This window comes from Gimesia fumaroli (assembly GCF_007754425.1).
Lineage (GTDB): Bacteria > Planctomycetota > Planctomycetia > Planctomycetales > Planctomycetaceae > Gimesia > Gimesia fumaroli.
In genome coordinates, this window is the sequence record NZ_CP037452.1 from 6,572,629 (window position 1) to 6,593,189 (window position 20,561).

Annotated in this window: 18 protein-coding genes; 4 read left to right on the forward strand and 14 right to left on the reverse strand. The window is 49.0% G+C overall.

Annotated elements, in window-relative coordinates; translation table 11 throughout:
- Window position 1: 1 nt before the first annotated feature.
- Entirely contained in the window at window positions 2-892 is an 891-nt protein-coding gene (locus tag Enr17x_RS24930; protein ID WP_145312455.1) for a hypothetical protein, read from the forward strand.
- Between the two features lie 109 nt (window positions 893-1,001).
- On the forward strand, window positions 1,002-1,676 hold the full coding sequence (locus tag Enr17x_RS24935; RefSeq protein ID WP_198000787.1) for a BON domain-containing protein: 675 nt from the start codon (window positions 1,002-1,004) through the stop codon (window positions 1,674-1,676).
- 8 nt (window positions 1,677-1,684) lie between these two features.
- Here Enr17x_RS24935 and trhP read toward each other — a convergent pair whose 3' ends face one another.
- From trhP to Enr17x_RS24955, 4 genes are all read right to left on the reverse strand, one after another.
- On the reverse strand, window positions 1,685-3,055 hold the full coding sequence (gene trhP, locus Enr17x_RS24940) for a prephenate-dependent tRNA uridine(34) hydroxylase TrhP (protein WP_145312459.1): 1,371 nt from the start codon (window positions 3,053-3,055) through the stop codon (window positions 1,685-1,687).
- A 70-nt stretch (window positions 3,056-3,125) separates the two neighbouring features.
- The gene (locus Enr17x_RS24945) at window positions 3,126-4,055 is read right to left on the reverse strand and encodes a sialate O-acetylesterase (protein ID WP_232100846.1); all 930 of its coding nucleotides are present in this window, start codon (window positions 4,053-4,055) and stop codon (window positions 3,126-3,128) included.
- Window positions 4,056-4,183: 128 nt separating this feature from the next.
- On the reverse strand, window positions 4,184-5,650 hold the full coding sequence (locus tag Enr17x_RS24950; RefSeq protein WP_145312461.1) for a DUF1501 domain-containing protein: 1,467 nt from the start codon (window positions 5,648-5,650) through the stop codon (window positions 4,184-4,186).
- 9 nt (window positions 5,651-5,659) lie between these two features.
- Complete coding sequence (locus Enr17x_RS24955) at window positions 5,660-8,953, reverse strand: PSD1 and planctomycete cytochrome C domain-containing protein (RefSeq protein WP_145312463.1); 3,294 nt, start codon at window positions 8,951-8,953, stop codon at window positions 5,660-5,662.
- A gap of 476 nt (window positions 8,954-9,429) precedes the next feature.
- Here Enr17x_RS24955 and Enr17x_RS24960 point away from each other — a divergent pair, with 476 nt between their 5' ends.
- Together Enr17x_RS24960 and smpB are read left to right on the forward strand one after the other, a co-directional pair.
- Window positions 9,430-10,176: a sulfite exporter TauE/SafE family protein gene (locus Enr17x_RS24960; RefSeq protein WP_145312465.1), complete on the forward strand. Its 747-nt coding sequence runs from the start codon at window positions 9,430-9,432 to the stop codon at window positions 10,174-10,176.
- A gap of 144 nt (window positions 10,177-10,320) precedes the next feature.
- Window positions 10,321-10,815: an SsrA-binding protein SmpB gene (smpB, locus tag Enr17x_RS24965; protein ID WP_145312467.1), complete on the forward strand. Its 495-nt coding sequence runs from the start codon at window positions 10,321-10,323 to the stop codon at window positions 10,813-10,815.
- A 60-nt stretch (window positions 10,816-10,875) separates the two neighbouring features.
- Here smpB and Enr17x_RS24970 read toward each other — a convergent pair whose 3' ends face one another.
- The 10 genes from Enr17x_RS24970 to Enr17x_RS25015 all read right to left on the reverse strand — a co-directional run bounded on the left by Enr17x_RS24970 (window position 10,876) and on the right by Enr17x_RS25015 (window position 20,294).
- A complete protein-coding gene (locus tag Enr17x_RS24970) occupies window positions 10,876-11,985 on the reverse strand; it encodes a PASTA domain-containing protein (RefSeq protein WP_145312469.1) in 1,110 nt (369 codons plus the stop codon).
- Window positions 11,986-12,222: 237 nt separating this feature from the next.
- Window positions 12,223-12,732, reverse strand: coding sequence for an LPS assembly lipoprotein LptE (gene lptE / locus Enr17x_RS24975; protein WP_232100847.1), 510 nt, complete (start codon window positions 12,730-12,732; stop codon window positions 12,223-12,225).
- Between the two features lie 59 nt (window positions 12,733-12,791).
- Entirely contained in the window at window positions 12,792-14,240 is a 1,449-nt protein-coding gene (gene bamD / locus Enr17x_RS24980) for an outer membrane protein assembly factor BamD (protein ID WP_198000788.1), read from the reverse strand.
- A 37-nt stretch (window positions 14,241-14,277) separates the two neighbouring features.
- Complete coding sequence (gene recO, locus Enr17x_RS24985) at window positions 14,278-15,024, reverse strand: DNA repair protein RecO (protein ID WP_145312474.1); 747 nt, start codon at window positions 15,022-15,024, stop codon at window positions 14,278-14,280.
- A 322-nt stretch (window positions 15,025-15,346) separates the two neighbouring features.
- Window positions 15,347-15,655, reverse strand: coding sequence for a hypothetical protein (locus Enr17x_RS24990; RefSeq protein ID WP_232100848.1), 309 nt, complete (start codon window positions 15,653-15,655; stop codon window positions 15,347-15,349).
- 203 nt (window positions 15,656-15,858) lie between these two features.
- Window positions 15,859-16,635 (reverse strand): alpha/beta hydrolase, encoded by a 777-nt coding sequence (locus Enr17x_RS24995; RefSeq protein ID WP_145312477.1) that lies wholly within the window; start codon window positions 16,633-16,635, stop codon window positions 15,859-15,861.
- 64 nt (window positions 16,636-16,699) lie between these two features.
- Entirely contained in the window at window positions 16,700-17,434 is a 735-nt protein-coding gene (locus Enr17x_RS25000; protein WP_232100849.1) for a peptidoglycan recognition protein family protein, read from the reverse strand.
- Between the two features lie 392 nt (window positions 17,435-17,826).
- The gene (locus Enr17x_RS25005) at window positions 17,827-18,714 is read right to left on the reverse strand and encodes an HvfC/BufC family peptide modification chaperone (RefSeq protein ID WP_145312479.1); all 888 of its coding nucleotides are present in this window, start codon (window positions 18,712-18,714) and stop codon (window positions 17,827-17,829) included.
- On the reverse strand, window positions 18,711-19,640 hold the full coding sequence (gene bufB, locus Enr17x_RS25010; RefSeq protein WP_145312481.1) for an MNIO family bufferin maturase: 930 nt from the start codon (window positions 19,638-19,640) through the stop codon (window positions 18,711-18,713). The genes Enr17x_RS25005 and bufB overlap by 4 nt, the downstream gene beginning before the upstream one ends.
- A gap of 138 nt (window positions 19,641-19,778) precedes the next feature.
- Window positions 19,779-20,294, reverse strand: coding sequence for a hypothetical protein (locus tag Enr17x_RS25015; RefSeq protein WP_145312483.1), 516 nt, complete (start codon window positions 20,292-20,294; stop codon window positions 19,779-19,781).
- Window positions 20,295-20,561: the final 267 nt, after the last annotated feature.

The window sequence follows — 20,561 nt, forward strand, 5'->3', positions numbered from 1 at the left end:
AATGAAACATCTGATCGTGCCTGTTCGACTATTAGCATTGCTCTTATTACTTTCGACTTCTAGTTCCGGATGTACGAGCCTGGCGTTGTCTACCTGGGATTGGAAGGGCGCCAAAAATTTTGCTACACCCAAAAAACCGGCTGTGGAAATTGTCGCGCTCTGGGAGGCTGCTGACGGAAAAGGCGTAGACGGAATGCCGACGCGCGGATTTGCAGGACAGCTCTTGTTTTTTCAACACAACAACTCCTCACCCGTTTATGTAAAAGGTGAGGTCATGATTCATCTCTACGATGACCAGGGATCTGCGAACGAACAGAATAAACCAATCCATCAATACAAATTTGATGCAGGTGCCTGGCAGGTTCATGCAGTGGAATCAACGCTGGGCCCCGCTTACCAGGTGTTTATCCCCTACGTGCGAAAAGGAAGAGATCAGGCAGAATGTGCTTTGCGTGTGCAATTAACTCAGAAGAATTCGCCTGAGATTTATTCGCGAATGATCTCCGTCAAACTGGAAGGCAAAACTCCCGAAGCGGCAGAACAGCCTCTGGCTCAAGAGAAACCTGCCCCGAAACAAAATGTACTCGTAGAAACGTTGGCGCGGCGGGCACAGGGAAAACGTCTGGAACTCTCATCGGAACTTCTGGAATCACGGGCAAATCAAGCTGCGGAACAGCGAAACGAAATTCAGCAAGTCAGTGCGGAAGTCAGCGTGCCTTCATCGGATGAACGGGACGAACGCATCCGTCGACTGGAACAACAGCTAAGCAGCCTCCTGAATGATCAAATTCAGGCACCAGTAGAGAGAATGAACAGCCTGCTTCAGGAAAACGATACGCCTGAGCAATCCGCGAGGTACCGGCAGTTTCGCTTAAATTCACCCAGTGAGTAAGTGATTCCCCACTTGAAAACAGATTATTTACTTCCACGTTTAAATGTCGATGTTATAATTAGGAATGATACGGGTTCGTTCCGTTCTGGCTTCTGTTTCGGGGAAAATCATGGCACGCTCTCTTTTTACAACCGTTTTTTGCGTAACAGTTTGCGCGTGTTTCACTCTTGGGATCACCAAACAAACAGAAGCGCAAGTACAAACTCTGTCCAGCAGCAGTTCATCACAGACTTCGGGAAATACGGGAACCACAATTGGAAATGCCAACTCCGGCAATCGCGGAACAGGAAATTCGCAGTTCGGTCTGACAACCATGGGAACGGTGCAAAATCTGACACCTCAGAATGGCTTCATTGGCCGTTCCGACGCCGCCCAGAATTCATTCATTGGACGGAGTAACGCACAGAACGCGGCTAATAATGCTGGTCAGGGGCGCAATTTTAATCGTGCCAACACTGGAGGATCTACCCAGAACCAGTTCAATGCCGGGCAAACGGGCCCCAAAGTTCCCGCCTTCCGTCCCCAAATGCGTGTTGCGTTTACAGCACCACCGCTTCCACTCAGCAATGTGCAAACCTCGATGGGCCATTCATTTGACCGCATCAAAGAACGTAACGAAAAATTACGGGGCGTGCAGTTCGAAGTCAACGCAGACCGCAGTGTGACACTACGAGGTCAGGTCGATACTGCGGGTGCTAAGAAACTGGTCGAGTTTCTGGCGATGCTGGAACCGGGCGTGCGCAAGGTCAAGAATGAACTGACCGTTGCGACTGCCGGTAAATAGCACATTCGCTAAGCCAGAGAGGTTTGGGCGGGCGTCCTGACCGATTTCATAAGTAACGCAAACTGCTGATCGTAATCACTGAGTTGTCCCGCGCTGTCCTCAAGCTGATTCTCGCTAATCGGGATCTTGACGACATGCCCGCTTCCGGGCGCGACATCGACCGACGCCGATTTCTTGTCTAGCAATGCTTTCAATTGAAAGACGGTATTGCCGGCAGGGGTCATCAATTCCAGTTCATCGTTCAGGCCGAACTTGTTTTTGACATCCACTATCAAACCGTCCTCGTCACGATCAATGATATCGCCGACAAACTGCTGCTGATTGGCCATTGAACGACCATGCTCATAATTCTGCATACTTTCCGAGGCATGTCGCTGGAAGAAACCCTCCGTGTAACCACGATTAGAAAGGCTGTCGAGCATCTCCAGTAAATTGTCATTGAATTCAATACCCGCGGCAGCATCATCAATGGCTTTGCGATAAACCTGTGCGGTGCGGGCGGCATAAAAGAAGGATTTGGTACGTCCTTCAATTTTCAGCGAGCTGATGCCCATGTCGCTGAAAGTTTTTACATGCTGCACTGCGCGCAGGTCTTTGGAATTCATAATGTAGGTACCATGCTCATCCTCGTAAGCAGGCATATACTCGCCAGGTCGCTGTGGTTCTTCCAGCAGAAAGACCTGATCCACAATCGGCAGTTGTTGTTGACTTTTCGGCGGGGGAGGATTTTTGAGGACGATATCCCCTTCCAGTGTCTGGACGGCTTCATTGACTTTGTAGTCCCAGCGACACGCATTGGTGCAGTTTCCCTGATTCGAATCCCGATGATTCATATACCCAGACAGTAGACACCGCCCGGAATAGGCAATGCAGAGTGCTCCATGCACGAAGACTTCCAGTTCCATATCAGGACACTCTTCCTGAATTTCAGCAACCTCTTTGATGGAGAGTTCTCGGGAAAGAATAATGCGCGTCAGGCCAAATTTCTGCCAGAACTTGACTGTGGCATAATTGACGGCGTTCGCCTGGACGGACAAATGGATGGGAACGTCAGGCCAACGTTCCCGGACCATCATGATCAGTCCCGGATCGGACATGATCAAGGCATCCGGTTTCATGTCGATTACCGGCTCCATGTTCTTCAGGTAACTGCGCACCTTCAAGTTGTGCGGCGCGATGTTACTGGCGATATAAAACTTCTTGCCTAGCCTGTGTGCTTCTTCGACGGCTTCCGCCATCACTTCCAGTTTGTTGAATTCATTTTCGCGAACACGCAGACTGTAGCGGGGCTGTCCAGCATAAACGGCATCCGCTCCGAATGCATACGCATACTGCATGGCCTTGCGCGTGCCGGCCGGTGAAAGAAGTTCCGGTTTCATTTTGATACCTAAATCACAATTTCTATCGAAGAACACAAAGGAGACACTGATCACTCTCTGCAGAATAGTATTATTCCTGAGGGAGTTTCCATAGGGCCTGGGCAAATTTCCTGCCTAAATCCAGATAACCTTCTGAATTATAGTGCCAACGATCTGAATAACCATAACCATCGGTACTCGTCACGAGCGCTGCACGTTTGTCTTTTTCTACGAACGCCGCCTGACCGGCTCGCACGATCTCGCCATACTTCCAGACCTTTCCCTCCGGATTATCGCCTGAATCCGAAATGCGGCCAATCACCACAGGCAGGTCATCTGTCAACATCGTCGCGCGAATTAAGTCCATCAGCCGCTTCAGGTTGGCTTCATACTGCCGGGCAATTTCTTCGGAGTAGTAGGCGTCACTCTCTCCCTGCATCCAGACAATGCCCGCGGGAACCAGGGTATCTGCTTCGCCGTCCTGATCAATATCCCGCGTCTGCAGTGCCCGCTTCATGCCTGCCAGAAAATGATCATATTGATTGATGCCTTGTCCTTTGCCGCTCCCTTTTTCGAAATCAGGATCCCAGCAACCGAAATTCCCTGCCGCCTCGACGGCAATGGAAGTCCCGCCCCGCGAAATTTTGATCAAGGCGAAATTTTCTTCCGGTGCGAGTTCTTTGAGTGTTTTTGCAAATGTCAGTTCAGCACCAAAACGGTTGGAATAAGTATTCGCTTTCCCATCCGATTTAAAGCCGGCTCCATGCCCCGGTTGTAAAGGAGCCCAGATACCACGACCATCCACGGGCACACCATCGGGAGCCGGGTTCGCGTGAAAAATCATCACTCCCGAATCCGGCTGCTTGAGATCCTGGGGCAGATCTTTGACATATCCGTAACCGTCCATATTGGACTGGCCACCCAGAAAATAGACCCGGTACGTTTTCGCCGAAGCGGATTCTTTCCCGATCAGGAACAGGAACGGAATCAGAGCCAGAACAAGACATTTGAGCCGAAACATGGAGAAGCCTTTCGCATCTGCTGTATGGTAAAGAGAATCCATCTGTGAAATTGGTGTCACAAAGATTCATTATACAGAGCAGACCGCATTCAACGAAACCGAAACATTCACTTCAGAATAAATTCGGGCTAGGCGATAATACCATCAATTGGATGACCGAAGTCCATTTCAATTCGTTTATGGCCGGGTACTTCCAGACGCCGGGCATTCAGCCCCAGCTGTTTCATCAACGTGGCATGCACATCGGTCACATAATGGGGATTTTCTTCTGCATGGAAGCCGAGTTCATCGGTCGTGCCATGCGCAACTCCGCCCTTAAGACCACCGCCGGCCATCCAGATGGAAAAGCCGTACGGATGGTGATCGCGGCCGTTACTCCCTTGCGAACCGGGGGTCCGACCGAATTCGGTTGCGAACACAACAATCGTATCTTTCAAGAGACCTCTGCGTTTCAAGTCTTTTAACAAACCAGCCGCCGGTTGATCGACCTGCATTGCCAGCTTGGAGTGACTTGCTTTCAGATTAGAATGCGAATCCCAAGCACCGGCGGCTCCTGAACCGTGCATAATCTGAATGAACCGCACGCCTTTCTCGACAAACCGGCGCGCGGCCAGAAGCTGCATACCAAACGGCTTCGTCGCGGGATTATTCAAGCCATAGAGATCCTGTGTCTCTTTGGTTTCCTGGTCGAACTGGATGACTTCAGGCACCGCTGTCTGCATACGAAAAGCCAGTTCGTATGATTTCATTCGGGCTTGAAGCGTGCTGTCGTTTGGATACTTTTCCGCATTTAGACGGTTCAACTGATTGATGAGTGAGAACTCAATTTTCTGTTCTGCGTCACTCAAATCCAGTTCCGGCTTAGCGTAAGGCAGGGGGTTCTTCGGGTCCACTTTCAAAGGAACCGAATCGTAAGCGGGGCCGAGGTAATGCCCGTCTCTTACATCAAAATAACGCGGCCCCATGTTGATAAACTGCGGCAAATTCTGATTCAGTGATCCGAGTCCATAATTGACCCAGGCCCCAATCGTCGGCACTCGCCCATCCAGCATGTGACGGCCGGAATGGAACTGAACCTGCGCGCCGTGATTATCATCGGTTGTCCACATGGAACGTACAATGGAGATGTCATCTACACAGCCGCCGATATGTGGGAACCAATCACTGACTTCGATCCCGCTCTCACCATATTTTTTATAACCGACCTGCAGTGGATACACCTTGTTCCGCTGCTGTCCGTTGGCGTCGTTCACGACGACTACGCGGACCCGTTTCAATTTTTCCGATTCCTGCACGCTCTTCCAGGGGGTTTCGCTGATCGATTTCCCCGCATATTTGGTCAGCATTGGCTTGGGGTCGAAGCTTTCCATATGACTGACGCCCCCCCGCATGAACAACCAGATCACACTTTTTGCTTTGGGAGGAAAATGCGCTTTTCCATTGGGGGGAACGTGTGCCGTTGCCCCCTGGGCACGCTCTTCATCCTGCAACAGCGAAGCCAGTGAAATCCCAGCAAGCCCGGAGCTCAGACTCGTGAGGAAATTGCGACGTGGCAGACCGCTGGAGGAATTCTGAAAATCATTTTGTATATTCATGACGCACCTTCATCGTATCGTGATGAAATCGTTATGGTTGAGTAAGGCGTGAACCAGGTTTTCCCGGGATCGCCAAACGGAATTCTTGTTTTTTGCCGTTTTCAATACAGACTGTGTTTCAGTCAATGCAGTCAGACAAATTGCCAGTTCCTGAGGCGTGGGTTCTACACATAGAATTTTCTCATAGGCATGTTTAACAAATTCTTGATCACTGAGTTCGGGATGTGCTTTACGAATCTGCTCGCTGATTTTCCGCGCCATCTGCAAAGAGACCTTGCTGTTGGCCAGTGCTAATGCCTGTTGAGGCACCACGCTTTCATTGCGACGATAGCAGGCAAAGATATCTGCGGCATCAAACATACTGAGGAACTTATCCTTAGCATCACGAGACGTCGTAAAATACATACTGCGGCGTTTACTGTCGGGGTTTTTCGCCGGATCAATGGTCGGCCCCCCTCTGGTCAGATCGAGCTCGCCAGCCAGATGGAGCAGGCTGTCTCGAATGATTTCAGATTCCATCCGCACTATATTATGTCGCCAGTAGTAATGGTTCTCCGAATCTTTCTTCTGTGTTCGCTGATCGGCACCAATTGTGGAACTACTGAGTTGGTAGGCCTTGGAAGTGGTCATCAACTCATGCAGATGTTTCATACTCCAGTTGTGTTCCATGAACTCCACTGCGAGCCAGTCCAACAAGTGATGCTGCAACGGCTGTTTGGAACGCAGTCCGAAATCGGTAACATCCTCTACCAATGGCTGACCAAAGTGCCGTAACCAGATATGATTCACAGCGACGCGGGCCGTCAATGGATTCTGACGATGTGTTACCCAACGGGCAAACGCGGCACGACGTCCCGTGCTGGTTTGGGGATAGGGCTGCAATCGGGAAGCCTCTTTTTCAGCCGGTCCTTCAAGTGCTTTGAGTGATGCCCGCACGCGCGTGTATTTCTCGCCCGGATTATTCAGCGCCTGCTTTGCCGTTGCGAGCTGTTTTTTCGCAGCCGCAATTTCTTTTTCGACTTTTTTCTTTGCGGCACCAGTTGCTGCTTCTAACTTCTCTTCGGCTTTCGCCAGCTTCTCTTCTGCTTGTGCCAGTTCATATTTCCGAGCTGCCAAAGCGGCAGCCTGTGTTAATTCTGTCTGTTTCGCTTCTGGGAGTTTTGCGTATTGAGCCTTATCGGCTGCGAAGGCAGTTTGCAGTGCCGCTTTTGAAAGCTGTGCTGTTTGCAATGAGAGTGTGGCTGCTTTGGACTTTGCTTTCGCCAGAGCTAACGACGGTTTCATAGTCTGTTTGCCTTCAATCATCTCTTCATCAGCTGACAGCGAACTGACATTGATCATCTCGAATTCAGCCGCCGCATCGAACGCCAGCAGATCAATTTTTCCGGACTCGCGCTGGAGCGGCAGGCGATAGGAAATCGCATGCTCACCATTCAAGGCGACATTGACCAGTTGGTCTCGAACCTTAATTTCGAGTTCGTAGGGCTCGTTCAGATTGACTTCACATCCATGCCGTGCTTCGGCAGGATAAACTGATTTGGAACCTTCGTTATAGGAAACCTGCAACTTCGAGCCCGGCTGTACCGCGCTCAGATAAATCATCTTCTCCCGTTTCTCGGTGACATCAAAGGCCAACCCGACCGAACGCCATTTGTCGCCGCCCGTCGTTTTGAATTTGAAGGTCGCTTTGAAATTTTGTGGATGGTCCTGTTTCGTACGCAGGTAGGCGCGGCCGTAACCGGTTTTGGTCTGAATCAGCTTCCCTTCCTGAAAGGCCCATTGACCGGGTCCCATCGTCCAGAGTTCTGGTTGGGCAGTCTTGAAATCATCTATCAGAAACGGGAGTACTTTAATCGGATTCTTCTGCTGAACCAGTTCGGTTTGTGCCGCCTGTTCCAGCTTCGCCAGCTGTTGTTTTGCCTGCTGCGCTGATTTCTCAGCAGTCGCGATCTTGACGTCTGCCGCTTTGAGTTGATCCTTGAGTACAAAATCCCGAATCCCGGGATGATGTGCCTCGGGGGGCAAATTGACCTGAGAGACTTTGAAGACATCGAAGGTAAACAGCTCAGGGGGAGCCGGCTGCATTTCCTGACTTTCATCAGGCTCTTTTTCGTTACCGCGAATATGCAGATAGGTTTTCGCGTCAGCATGTGCATCAAAGATGCGGGGCAAACCGTTTTTCTCCAGATTGGTCTCGCCAGGTAGCGCATCCAGGCGAACCTGATACGGTTCGAAAATCGCCCGCATCTGATAATAATCCTGATGCGTCAACGGATCGTATTTGTGATCGTGACATTTGGCACAATTCATAGTCAGCCCCAGGAACGCCTTGGATGTATGTTCCAGAGTACTGTCGAGCCAGGTCGTGCGGTTGAACAGATAGTAATGCCGCGCCAGAAATCCGGTGGCACGCAGGGCTTCATGATCGGTCGGCTTGAGTTCATCGGCGGCCAACATGTCCTGTACCATCTCGGCATAACTGCTATCACGATTTAAGGACTCGACAATCCAGTCACGCCAATGCCAGATATGTTTCTGACTATAGCGAAGCTGTTTGCCTAAGCCGTACCAGTCAGTATATCTCCAGATATCCATCCAGTGCCGCCCCCAACGTTCACCATGCTGAGGACTTGCTAACAGTTTGCGTACGACTTTTTGATATGCGTCCTTGTCAGAATCATTCACAAAATTCCGTAGCTCTTCCTGGGTAGGCGGCAAACCGATCAGATCGATATAAACACGACGTAATAAGACCCGTTTGGATGCAGGACTTACAGTGACAATACCCTGTTTCTGTCGCTGTGCTTCCAGAAAGGCATCGATCGGATTTTGCGTTGTAGAATCACCCGGTATCTTTGCTTTGACCGGTGGCTGAAACGCCCAGTGATCTTTAGGACTGCCGGGGATTTCTTCTTTTGGTGTGATAGCCCCTTGTGCGATCCAGGCTTTGATCAAAGTAATTTCATGATCCGTCAGCCGGGAACCTTCTTCCGGCGGCGGCATTTGTTCGTCTTCTTTGGCGAGAATCCGCTCGAGTATCAGGCTCTGTGCTGGTTTGCCCGGCTTGAGAACCGAACCGCTGTCGCCTCCGTTCAGCATAAGTTCGCGCGTTTCCAGGCGTAACTCGGCTTCCTGCTTGAGCGAGCTATGACAGGCATAACACTTCTCAGCAAAGATCGGTTTGATCTCTTTTAAGTAATCTACCTTGTCGGCGGCAGGTAATAACGGCGCAGCAATCAGCAGCAGAAAACCAAGCCCGAAGACGGAAGTAGCACGAATTATTTGAAATAGTCGTTTTCTCATACATTAATATTTACCACGGAACCGAAAGCCTGATAAGTCCTTACTTTTGATTTTCATATATTATATATATTTTTCTTTATATATTTTATACAAAATAGACCGATTTTCAGATACCTTCGCTACTTTAGGACACAAGCGCACCGTGCCATTGTTAAGTGAGCACAGGCTGAAAGCAACGTTTGGATTGCTCTGTTTCCGGGTTCGAAGTGACGCTCCAGACTGGTATCAGGCTTGAAGTCCTGTTTGATCACGTCTACTATTGCCGTTCAGGCCGCTGTGACTGACAAAGAGTTAATCTGAATTCCAGAAACGATTTGTGTCTTTCGATGCCATCGCGGAAATCACTTCTAATTCTTAAATTTGTCACTGGTTTTGTGATCCATTTCCGTTAGAAGTCCGTTTCATAAGATTCAGAGTCCGGAATGTGCCTGGAATACAATTTCGTCAACACGCGATTACAGATAAGGGATTCGATAATGGCCGATGATTCCAACACAAGCAAAGAGCAGGAAACCAATCCAGGTTCTGATAATGATACGCCATCCAGTATCTATTTGATTTCGTATCCCAAAATTGTCTTTCTCTATCCAACATTGATCATGTCGATTGTGGCTGCGATCTTCATGTCGATTGCAGGAGAATCTGCCCACATTGGCGGTAACCGCGAGCACATGGCGGAAGTCATGGCTTTGATTTTCCTGGTCGTGTTTGGATTGAATATCACGGTGCTGGCGTTTGACTTCCCGCGCACCACATCACTGACACTGTTCTTTCTGGGTGTGGCGATCTTTATGGGGATCTGGATGCTACTGCGATTCAATCCTGACATTGTGCCTGCCCTGACTAATTTTTTGAAAAGTCTACGTCCCTGGGCTAATTCCCAAATGTATTGGATGTTCTCCGGCATCCTGGGATTGATTTTTGTCGGCGTGGGAATCAGTGTGCGTTTTGACTACTGGGAAGTCAAAGGCAATGAGTTGCTGCATCACCATGGTTTTTTAAGTGATCTGGAACGGTTTTCGGCACCGAATTTGAAAATTGATAAAGAGATCAGCGATATTTTTGAGTACATCCTGTTACGATCAGGTCGGCTGGTGCTGCATCCCCGCAATGAGCCTCGCGCGATAGTGCTGGACAATGTACCTTTCATTTCCAAGAAAGAAAAACAGATTACCCGCATGCTGGGAGCACTTCAGGTGCAGGTAAGACCAGAGAGTCATTAGGGTCGCTTTTCAACTGAACCTTCCCGCTGGAAGACGTGTCGGTTCTGAACGGTGAACTGTGTTAGCCCCTGTTTTATTCAAATCAGTGAGCGTTAAAGAATTGAAGCTGTAGTCCCGGCATATTGCCGGTTGGAGATTTTGGCAATGGGTAAAAAAGGAAAAAAGAAAGCGTCGAAGGAAGACCCAAATTCGCGCACTGTTTGCCAGAATCGTAAAGCGCGGCACAACTACGAGATTCTGGATACGCTGGACTGCGGCATTGTGCTGGCGGGCAGCGAAGTCAAAAGTATTCGCGCAAACAAGATTTCCATTGAAGAAGGTTTTGCGCGAATGCAGGATGGCGAAGTCTGGCTCTATAATTGTGATATTGCCCTGTATCCTCAGGCCAACACAATGAATCATCAGTCCCGACGTCCCCGCAAGTTGTTGATGAAAAAATCTGAGATCAAGAAATTTGCAGAACAAAGCGAAAAATCCAGTCTGACACTGATTCCGTTAACCGTCTATTTCACGCGCGGGTTAGTGAAAGTGAAACTGGGAATTGCCAAAGGTCGCAAGCTGCACGACAAACGTGAGAAGCTCAAAAAAGATTCCGCACGCATGGATATCCAGCGTGCGATGCGTGCTCGAAATAATTAAGGCTCCTGGGACGAATCCCAGGAGCCTTAAAGGTCCCGCGTCTCTGTAATTCAGCTATAATTAATTTTTCGCTGCATTCGGATCTGTATATAACAGAAGATGAATGGTGTCACCTTTTTTGGCTGCTGTTCCGGGCTGTGGCTTCTGTCGATAGACGTGATACTTGCGCTCTCCCGGATTTTGTGCAGGATTCCCCGGATGGACTTCTGGTTTAAAACCCATCTGAATTAATATTTTTTGCGCTGCCTTATAATCTCTGCCGATCGTGGAAGGTACTTTGAAAGCCACTTGTGGGGGATTCGGCCCTTGCGCTACCGCAGCGACTTTCCCCTGCAGTTGATAGTCATCCAAGTCGGGTTTAAATGGATCATTGCCCCATATTTTGGTGATGATTCCCCTGCTTTTATTGGCTACCACATTCTTAAACACATATACGGTAGACTGGTTTCCCCCAGGATGAACCAGCAGTACTGCGTTTGGTAGATAGGTCTTAGGATTTAATATCACTTTTGCTTCTCTATAGTTCGCCGCATCAGCACGACGACGGGGCTTGACGGCGATGACGATCTGTTCTGGAGAGTTAGCCACTAACTGCAGAAAATAACGTTTTTTAGCGGTCTCAGCCGGCATTCCAAACAGGAAGGGGAGGGGGCCTTCCATGATGTTCTCACCGCGACGGCCCAAAGGAATCGGGTAAACTTCATAAGACTTTTCATCTTCATTGATGGAAAATATTCTCGCCCCATCACAGATCCAGCGTTCATTTTCACCGGGCTTCAACTGGTACGGCTTGCCTTCCGCATTCTTTTTGTCACTGACCGCACCTTTTTTGATTTCCATACCGGTGATATCGATGCGGCCTTTATCGGGCTGTTCATAATAGAACTTCCCTTCTGATCGTTTTTCCATTTGAAACACATCGTCATACCAGAGCCGGACATGGTTGCCTTCCAGCTTTTCGATTTTTTTCGAATGGGTTTCCCAATTCTTCAAAATCTGTTCTAGCGCGGGAGGCAACTGTTGCACCTTGAGGACGGCATCTGCAGGATTGGGACGTGGTTTCCGTTGTTCCAGTTGTGCCTGTGACTCGTTGTTCATCAGCAGTAGCATCAATGCGGTACAGCAGGTTAAAACGAGCACTCTTTGCTGTAAAACCAGTTTCGATTTCATTTGTAATCCAAATCCTTCCCTGAATTGCCGGTCTGATTGATCGACGAGCCAGATCCACTGGCTTGAGGCCCGATATGTGATAGCAATCCGTGCTATTGAAGAAGATAGGTTGATTTAGTGAGGTGGGGGGTTATTTTGTTATTGATCGTTCTGAAATGTCTTGCGACCACATGTGGTCTTAGTTTAGCAGGAAAGAAAATTCCTGACTATCCGTGTTTGTGTCTATGTCATGTCAGTTTACCAGGGAGCTTCCATTAATTGGACAATCTGGTTTGCTAAACTGTCTGTGGCGGTTTTGGTCGCTGTGGCCAAAGATTGCCCGACTTCCGGTGCAAACGAAGCCTGAGAGACTAAATTGACCACATCCGGAGTGATCGGTACCTCCTGCTGAGACAGAATTTGTCCGCTTCGCATGTCTTCCCAGGTTACCTCAACGACAAATTGCAGGTTCAGGTTTCGTGGGTCGTTATTTTGTGTTGTTCCTAAGACGCTTTTATTAATCTGCTTAATCCTGCCGCTGAGTCGGGTATCAGCTTCGATGCCTTTCGCCAGACGAAAGGGAGTTCGAGACTGAATTCTCTGCTGGACGGCTTCGGTCAGCTGATATTCGAATCCACGACGAAAAGTATTATTTTCAAAAATGGGGACGTAAACGGTCTGCACATCCTGTTGATAAGAATTACCGACCGTGTAACCACAGCCTGTCAGGTCTATCGACAGCAGTAACAGCAGTAACAAATTTACCACGATACGTACCATGTATTTATTCAACAGAAAACAGAGTCTCTGCCACGTCATCACGTAACTTATAGTTTAATTCTTGCTGGTTCCGATTCTTCTTCCAGCGGAATTTTACGAATCGGCTCCCCAAATCCATCCAGTTTCAAACGAGCCGGTGGTTCCAGCTCCTGCCTCGCCGGTGGTGCTGGTCTTCTTTTTGCCGGGGTTGGTTCATCCGCTTTTCCAAACCCGGGTAGTCCTGGAACGAATGATCGTTTCGGCTCCGGTTGCTGCTGTACCATCTTTTTCGGCGTCGCATAATTTGCCCAAAGATGGTTGGTATTCTCTTCCCCCAGTTCTGCCAGTAATTCTCGCGCCTGATTGGAGAATTGAGAAGTGGGGTGATTTTCAATTAGCAGGTTACAATAAATGGCTGCTGATTTTGGTTTACCGCGACGCATCCAATATTGAACGGTTTCCCAGTCTCGCTTGGCTTTAGCCTTTTCAATTTTTTTCAGCTCTTCCTTGAGTCGTGCCTGTTCTGCATTCGGGAAGAGACGCATCGTAGTTTCTTTCAGGTCTCCCGCATCCGTCAGCACGGTCGCATCATACTGGGGTCCCTGATAGGACATCAGTTTCACGTGTGTGCCCAGCTTGAATGCGTCTTCCAGATGAGGGCTTTTGGGATATTCTTCTCGCAGTAGACTGAAAGTACGGTCGGCATCCATGTACCGCCCTTTTTTCAGATAGTGGCTGGCAGTCAGCATCAATGAATCATCTGCCAAAGGCCCAGTCGGGTCATGGAGCCAGATCGATTTGAGTGCTTCCAGTGCCCGGTTCTCAGTATCGAATACAGGACGCGTACGATCGAAAAAGTTAGGAACCAGTGCCCAGCGCGATTTGCGTTGTTTACCATCACTGGGAATTTCCGGTGTTTCTGATCCAGGTTCTTCCAGGTTGACCTGTTGAATGTCATTGCCTTTCACAATCGACGGTTCCTGCAACCAGTAACGGGCGATTGAAAACAATCGTTTGGTTGTCTGGTCCAGATGCCGGGTCGAGGGAAAATCAATCAGCAGTTTATCGTAGCTGTCTTGAGCCCAGGAATATTTTTTCTGTGCATACTGACATTCCGCGATCATAAACTGAGCGTCTTCTTTGATCGGATCATTTTTGTATTTCTTGACGATGGCTTTGAATTCCTTCTCAGCCGCTTTATATTCTTTCGCCTGGAATTTTTCATTGGCCTGCTTATATTCCGCTGCACCTACCGCTGGCTCAATAAACGTAGAGTTCTTTTTCTTATTCCAGAGTGCCGTCTGCATGACGCGCTGCATCGGTCCGTGAACACCTTCAATCGAAGGATCATCGGTCACGCTCTTTTTTGACCAGGGAGGCTTCAATGCTGCGAAATCTGAAGAGCGTTCGCCAAACATCGCGCAGCCCGGCAGCAATCCGCAGAGCACCAGAGCCAGGCAAAGGCACGCGCTGCGAGTCACAGAGGGACATTGATTTTGTAATTTATAAGTGGACATGGTCATCCCTGACTTCCACCTGAGGGAAATGAAGTGTTTATAGTTGCAGGTAGGGTGCCATTTTGGGACGGCGCCCCAGGATATGAGACATGGTTGTGGTCAGCAGTTGTCGAATCTCTCGTTGTTGTTGAAGGGATAAGTTCAATCGCTGGGATAGTTGTGTATGTTCGTCTAACAGTTTTTGCAGTACCGTCATTGTGCCTCGTGAGACGCGCACATTTCCGTGTCGCTGTTGTTCACAATGCTGGCAATACAATCCACCGTTATTGGCGTCATAGAGATAAGATTCCGACTGCCCTAATTCCTGACTGCATCCAGCACAGTACTCGAACTGAGGAAGTTGGCCGATCTCATTTAACATGGTTAACTCAAATTTTATCAACGCTTTCTGAAAATCATCATGTTCCTGTAGTTCAAGCAATACTGCATACGCCGCATCGAATAACTCGGGATGAGGATCGTATTCCTCGGTCAGAGCATCCAGTAATTCGGCAATGTAGTAGCCCACATACAGGTTGGAAAGACTTCCAGGATAAGGGCGAAAACGATTCACGAGTTGGGCTTCGGTCAAAATATCGAGCCCGCCGGAAGATTTTCGGATGAAGACTATCCGACAAGTGGCCAACAAGTCAATAGCAGCCTCGAAGGCACTTTTCAGCCGTTTCGCACCTTTCGCCAAACTCGCAGTCTTACCAAAATCCCGGGTAAACCAGGTAATGACTTTGCTGGACTCGCTGAAATCAGCCAGTCGGATAATAATGCCTTCCGTTTTCTCATTGGACATAGGTCAGATGCTGCCAGATAAAAAATACTGCGTTCACACAATCTGGAATGAGAAGTCAGAGTCTTGGGATGGCAGAGCCATTAAACAGGCATTGCAGACGTTGGTGAATCGGGATCGCTCGATTTTAGAGAATGGGAGGCCATTGTGGAAAGGCGAATGAGAACGATTCATGATTGAGACAGAGGAAAATAAAAAAGCCTGCGAGTCGACTCGCAGGCTTGATTGTTGCTCAAAGGCAACTCGCGCTCAATTGGAGATACACCTTCGAAAGAAAGAGAGTGTACGTTCTGAAATGGTCCCTTACACGTTTGTGCAAGCGATCTTAAAATACGTCTAGTTTAAAGTGATTCCCTTTGTGGTAGGGACGCTCACTGGGATAGAAATTGTGCCAATCCTGATTGTAGACCGGGATTCTCATATTTTCCGGATACCGATAATAGAGATTATCGTAGCTTCCCTGTGGTCTCTGGAAGTTCTGGGGATAATACACGTAGGGGTAGTAGTAAAATCGTTTCCAGTCAGTAGGTTGTCCTCGACCAGCCGCCATTGCATCGGAAGGCGAAAAAGTAGACGTGGCCAACCCAACCACAAACAGGAACAACCCTGCGAGCATGAGACGCCGCACCATCATAGTTCTCTCCTTGCCAGTCGGTAGAATAAAGCGATCAGCCCAGCCTGGGCTGTCTAAAAGCGTATGGATTCTGAAAGATTCAGCATACCACTTTATTCATCGGCCTGATCAGGGGCGTCACAACAGGAAACTTCAGCATAAACGGATTAATCGTCGCAACTAACACTGTACATGTACATTGTTTTACGCGAGAAAGTAACTACTCAGACAAGGCGGGCTGTTGAGATGCCTTCCATAATCCAGCGATTCAGAGCCGCTAGTTGTTCGGTTTCCTGACTCAGCTCGGCTTTTAATGAATTGACTGACTGAATCTGACCTCCTGTGCTTTGCCACATTCGTGCAACCCAGGTAGCAGAGATTGCATCGGCTGACGCATTTTCGAGGGAATGGTCCAGCAGAATGCGTTTGTTTTTCAAATTGGCGTTCGGGACGTTCTGAAAGTCGGATTTACCGAAGCATCCCTTAAACAGGGCGGCTCCAGCAAAAAAGTCAGGCTTCTGCAACAACAGTTTCGTGGCGACCGAGCAACCGCTGCCTGTTCCTGCCAGATAAATCCGCTGCTCATGAATATGGAGAACTTTAGACAGCTCCTGTACGGTCTCTTGGATCTGTTCGGCAAACTGTTTTACGAAGAGATGGCTGTCGGGCCAGTAATAGCCTTTGGATGGGGCCTGTGGTTTGATCGCAGGGGCACGGAATGAAAGTCCAAGATAGTTGCGTGTACTGATCTGTGGCATGATCTCATGTAGCGCCTGTTCGGAACCGCTATCAGGATGCAGCCAGATGACGAGAGGATAGGCATATCCCGGTTCATAATGCTCCGGGCGAAACAGGGAAATATGCTTCAGCGGTAAGTTGATCAAAGCCTCAGACGCGCCCCTGTTTCCTGTCATTCTCTCTTTCAGGAGAGAGGGAGGCAATTTCGGGCTGTCGGCATTGAATCCATTTTCAATCCATTTAAGACGCTGCGTATAATCCATTGTCGTATTTACTTTCAGTGATTGAATCTGAGGTAAGTCTTAAATGTGGGGGAGTCACAGTGATTTATTCTTGAGCCAGCTCGAGTTTTGCGGGCCGCACTGTCGTTTGTGGGGAGGTCGCCCCGTATACAGGCAGGTCTACAGCAGCAGCTACTTCGCTCATCGGAAAATATTTTCCAGGGCACGCGGTCGCTTTGACATCGCGATGCCCTTGTACATTCTCACCAGTAATTTTGTATTCTGCTTTGAGCACGCCAACCAGTTTTTTGACGGCTGCCAGTTGCGCTTCCGTGGGAGGGGCTTCTTCAAAATTCCCCACCAGGCAAACGCCGATTCCTTGTTGGTTGTATTTATTATTTCCTGCATGTGCCCCATGCATCTGTTCGCGCCAGCGGAATGTGGGCTCGATCGCCCCATCAGGCATCCCGTTCCCATTTCCAATGACGAAGTGATAACCAATCCCAAGCCATGAGTTTCCGGATTTATCTTTTTTCTTGCTATGTAATTCGTGAATACTCTCCACACTCCCTTTAGAGGAGGCAGTATGATGAATCACGATATATTCCCAGTCACGTACTTCTGCTTCAGGTTTCCAGGGGTTTTGCGGTTCAATGGCAATGGTCGGTGGAGTCGTAAACAGGGGTGCTCCCGGAGGAACAGGCTTCGCAGCCACAGGCGGATATTCAGGCATCGGACTGGGCGAATTGATCGTAACAGGAGGTAAAGATGTCTGCTGGGTACATCCTGAAATCTCAATCGCCGGCAGCATCGCGACACAACACATTATGATGCCTTTCATATCGCTGCCCTCCCTGACAGCCAACCAACAGATCAACTCATTTGAAAAAGTAAAAAAACGGCCCCTGTTCCGTGAACCACAATTTCTAAGTCGGGACTGTAATTCCGAGTTGATTTTGTGTCAATGCGGGGAGAGTTGGCGGTTTAAGTGGTGCCGCTGTCAATACGGAAAAGCCCCCAGAATTCTGACAAAAACCGCCTGCCAAACTCGAAATAAGAGTAAAATACAGCATGTATTTTTTACGCATACAACCCGGACATCCTATGTTACGCAACAGGCGCGATTTTGAATGAAAACGGCAGAACTTTTAAATCTACCTGATCCAGAAATCGCTTTGAGCCGACGAGCAAAAGCACGTAAGAGAGGAAATTATGAGTCAGCAGGAACTCAAATCAGGAGCCTTCCTGGCAAAGATCAATAAAAAAGGCGGATGCGGTCCAGTGCTTGAACCACTGATGGAGCTGGTGGCCTAACTTGTCCGGTTCGATCAGGCCTGATTCGGCAACATCCATGATTGCTTCTCCTACCTGGCATCCCTCCTGTAGACGGGTTAGCAGGAGATACTCCGCGGGAGTTACCACCTCGCGACGTACAATAAAGTTGCGGCGTGTAATTGCCAGACAAGTTGTTTGCTGCTCAGGAATCGCTGGCGTATCTCCCTTTCTGACATCAGTAATGAATTCGTGGACGGGATATTGAAATTCGACCAGCCGAAAACAGGGGGCCATCTTGAGCGTTAGCCCAGGCCAGTCTTCCGGCGCGATGGCATTTAAGGTCTCTGGTGTCAACAGCGTTTCCTGTTCGATGCCTGGGCCATCAAAGACTTCACTGTAAACGCGTTCCAGAGTTGCCAGTTCAATCAGAAAATCGGTCCAGTCGGCGTTTCCTCCTGGCTCTGCGGCAGGTTTGTGCTCTCTTAAAAACTGCGGAAACCGGGCTCCCAACTCTCCGAGGGTATAACTGGTAGAAGGATATGCCTGCAGATACTCCATGCAAAATACACCGAATGCCTGTGCCCCCATCGCTATCACCAAAGCGGGATACTCCTCGCTCAAACATTCAAGCAGACGTGCATAGTAAGCGTTGGCATAGATTCCGACTCGTTCCAGACTTGTCAGTTGACTGGAACAAGTAATCACAGTTTCCAACGCATCGGGGTCCAGCGGAATACTGCTTTGTGCTGCCTCCGAGGAGATACCGGCTTCGACGCCGCCAGGCCAGCTGATTACCGTTTGCATCCAATGCTGAATCTGTTCCAGATCGCGTGATTGACGGTTCATTCGAATTCAGCCGTTATAAATGAGGCCGGATGAGGAATCGCTGTGGGAGAAGTATCAGCAACCACCTCTTCTGAAGCGACTGGTTCGCTAGACGGCAGATGCGCATCCATATAGTTTCGTGCTTTCAGAACTTCCTGATGCACGTCAGGAAACGGTGGGATATCCGCGTCCCACTCAAGCAGTGTCGAGACACCACCAGTACGCTGGTGCATTAACTGAAACAGGTTCCATACGGGATCGATTACCCGTCCGTTATGTGTATCAATTAAGTGTGTCCCACAATTCGTGTGCCCCGCGAGATGACATTGCACAATACGTTCAGCGGGGATAGCTTCGATGTATTCTACAGGATCAAATTCATGATTCACGCTGGAAACATACACGTTATTCACATCCAACAATAAACCGCAGTCGGCTTCTTCGGCCATGCGACAGACAAATTCAGATTCGCTCATTGTGGAATCCTGGAATTCGAGATAGCTACTCGGATTTTCCAGAACGAGAGGTCGCTCAAGTATTTCCTGCACAGTCTGAATGCGTTTGACAATATGAGCCAGTGTACTCTCATTATAAGGGATGGGTAACAGATCGTGTGTATTGCGTCCCGCCACTCCAGTCCAGCAGACATGGTCGGAAACCCAGCGCGCCTTGACCGACTCAGCCAGTGTTTTCAACTTCTGCAAGTAGTCGCGGTTCAACGGATCGGTGCTGCCAATCGACAGAGAAACGCCATGCATCACGATCGGATAGCGTTCGGCAATTTGCTCCAGCACATTCCGGGGCCGACCGGCCGAATCCATGAAGTTCTCTGAAATAATTTCAAACCAGTCCACTTCAGGCTGGTGTTCCAGAATGTGAGAGAAGTGTACGGTTCGCAGGCCCACTCCCAAACCCAGATTTTCATACCCGAGACGTGGTTTCAACATAAGTGACAACTCCTATCCTGAGATCGACCTGGTTACCGAAAGGTCACAGGGATATTGCATTCTGGCTGACATGAAAAAACAGGCTCCTTATCAAATGGGTTGATAGAGGAGCCTGACTTCGATGTCTTGGATCAAAGGTTATTCCTTTTTTGCAGCGGGAGCAGGACCTACTTTTTTGCCTGCTTTTTCCATTGCTTTTTCAAACTCGGCGCGGGCCAGTTTCCAGGCGTCTTCCATCAATGGAATGTGACAAGATCCTTTTCCTTTGCAGGAGTTCATGCCGGGGTTTGTACCGCAGCCACCTTGCCCTTTGCATTCATTCGAACCGGCACAGGCGTGTTCTGCCACCGTAGCACAGGCTCCCAGACCAGCACAATCATTTTCCACACCGGCGTAGGTTCCTTTGCAGGTATTGAGACCACGACAGACATGAGGCTCTTTCATCAGCAGGCTGACATCCTTGTCGGCATCTCCAGCATGATCATGGTCATGCTCGTCCTTGGTCGAACTGCCTGCTTCTGCGTCTGTAGCAGGTGTCTTGGGAGCAGGCGGGGCCGGTTTTTGACAACCGGTCATCGAACCAGCCACCATTCCGCCAAACGCAGCAATGGTCAGTCGGTTAAAATCGCGTCGATTGATATCAGGCCGTTTCATGGATTACCTCAGAGTTTCTATCAAAGGATTAATGAAGGTTGAATTCCAGCATGAGACTAAACAGAGATTCCCTTGTGTTCTGTGAGTTATCTCACATTTCCAGCAGAATTTAAACTGCGGATTCTCAATTTCAACCAAAATTTCCGTAGCTTTTTGCAGCAATTTCCGATTGTTAACTCATTTGATTTTCTATGGTTTGCATAGTAGCTGCCCCTGAAACAGAACCGCACCAAGAGGAGTTGTACGTTAACTCACAGATTCAAAATT

Excerpts from the sequence above, each read along its gene's own strand:
- Enr17x_RS24930 (WP_145312455.1), top strand. The coding sequence starts at position 2 with ATGAAACATCTGATCGTGCCTGTTCGACTATTAGCATTGCTCTTATTA.
- Enr17x_RS24935 (WP_198000787.1), top strand. The coding sequence starts at position 1,002 with ATGGCACGCTCTCTTTTTACAACCGTTTTTTGCGTAACAGTTTGCGCG.
- trhP (WP_145312459.1), bottom strand. The coding sequence starts at position 3,055 with ATGAAACCGGAACTTCTTTCACCGGCCGGCACGCGCAAGGCCATGCAG.
- Enr17x_RS24945 (WP_232100846.1), bottom strand. The coding sequence starts at position 4,055 with ATGTTTCGGCTCAAATGTCTTGTTCTGGCTCTGATTCCGTTCCTGTTC.
- Enr17x_RS24950 (WP_145312461.1), bottom strand. The coding sequence starts at position 5,650 with ATGAATATACAAAATGATTTTCAGAATTCCTCCAGCGGTCTGCCACGT.
- Enr17x_RS24955 (WP_145312463.1), bottom strand. The coding sequence starts at position 8,953 with ATGAGAAAACGACTATTTCAAATAATTCGTGCTACTTCCGTCTTCGGG.
- Enr17x_RS24960 (WP_145312465.1), top strand. The coding sequence starts at position 9,430 with ATGGCCGATGATTCCAACACAAGCAAAGAGCAGGAAACCAATCCAGGT.
- smpB (WP_145312467.1), top strand. The coding sequence starts at position 10,321 with ATGGGTAAAAAAGGAAAAAAGAAAGCGTCGAAGGAAGACCCAAATTCG.
- Enr17x_RS24970 (WP_145312469.1), bottom strand. The coding sequence starts at position 11,985 with ATGAAATCGAAACTGGTTTTACAGCAAAGAGTGCTCGTTTTAACCTGC.
- bamD (WP_198000788.1), bottom strand. The coding sequence starts at position 14,240 with ATGTCCACTTATAAATTACAAAATCAATGTCCCTCTGTGACTCGCAGC.
- recO (WP_145312474.1), bottom strand. The coding sequence starts at position 15,024 with ATGTCCAATGAGAAAACGGAAGGCATTATTATCCGACTGGCTGATTTC.
- Enr17x_RS24990 (WP_232100848.1), bottom strand. The coding sequence starts at position 15,655 with ATGATGGTGCGGCGTCTCATGCTCGCAGGGTTGTTCCTGTTTGTGGTT.
- Enr17x_RS24995 (WP_145312477.1), bottom strand. The coding sequence starts at position 16,635 with ATGGATTATACGCAGCGTCTTAAATGGATTGAAAATGGATTCAATGCC.
- Enr17x_RS25000 (WP_232100849.1), bottom strand. The coding sequence starts at position 17,434 with ATGAAAGGCATCATAATGTGTTGTGTCGCGATGCTGCCGGCGATTGAG.
- Enr17x_RS25005 (WP_145312479.1), bottom strand. The coding sequence starts at position 18,714 with ATGAACCGTCAATCACGCGATCTGGAACAGATTCAGCATTGGATGCAA.
- bufB (WP_145312481.1), bottom strand. The coding sequence starts at position 19,640 with ATGTTGAAACCACGTCTCGGGTATGAAAATCTGGGTTTGGGAGTGGGC.
- Enr17x_RS25015 (WP_145312483.1), bottom strand. The coding sequence starts at position 20,294 with ATGAAACGGCCTGATATCAATCGACGCGATTTTAACCGACTGACCATT.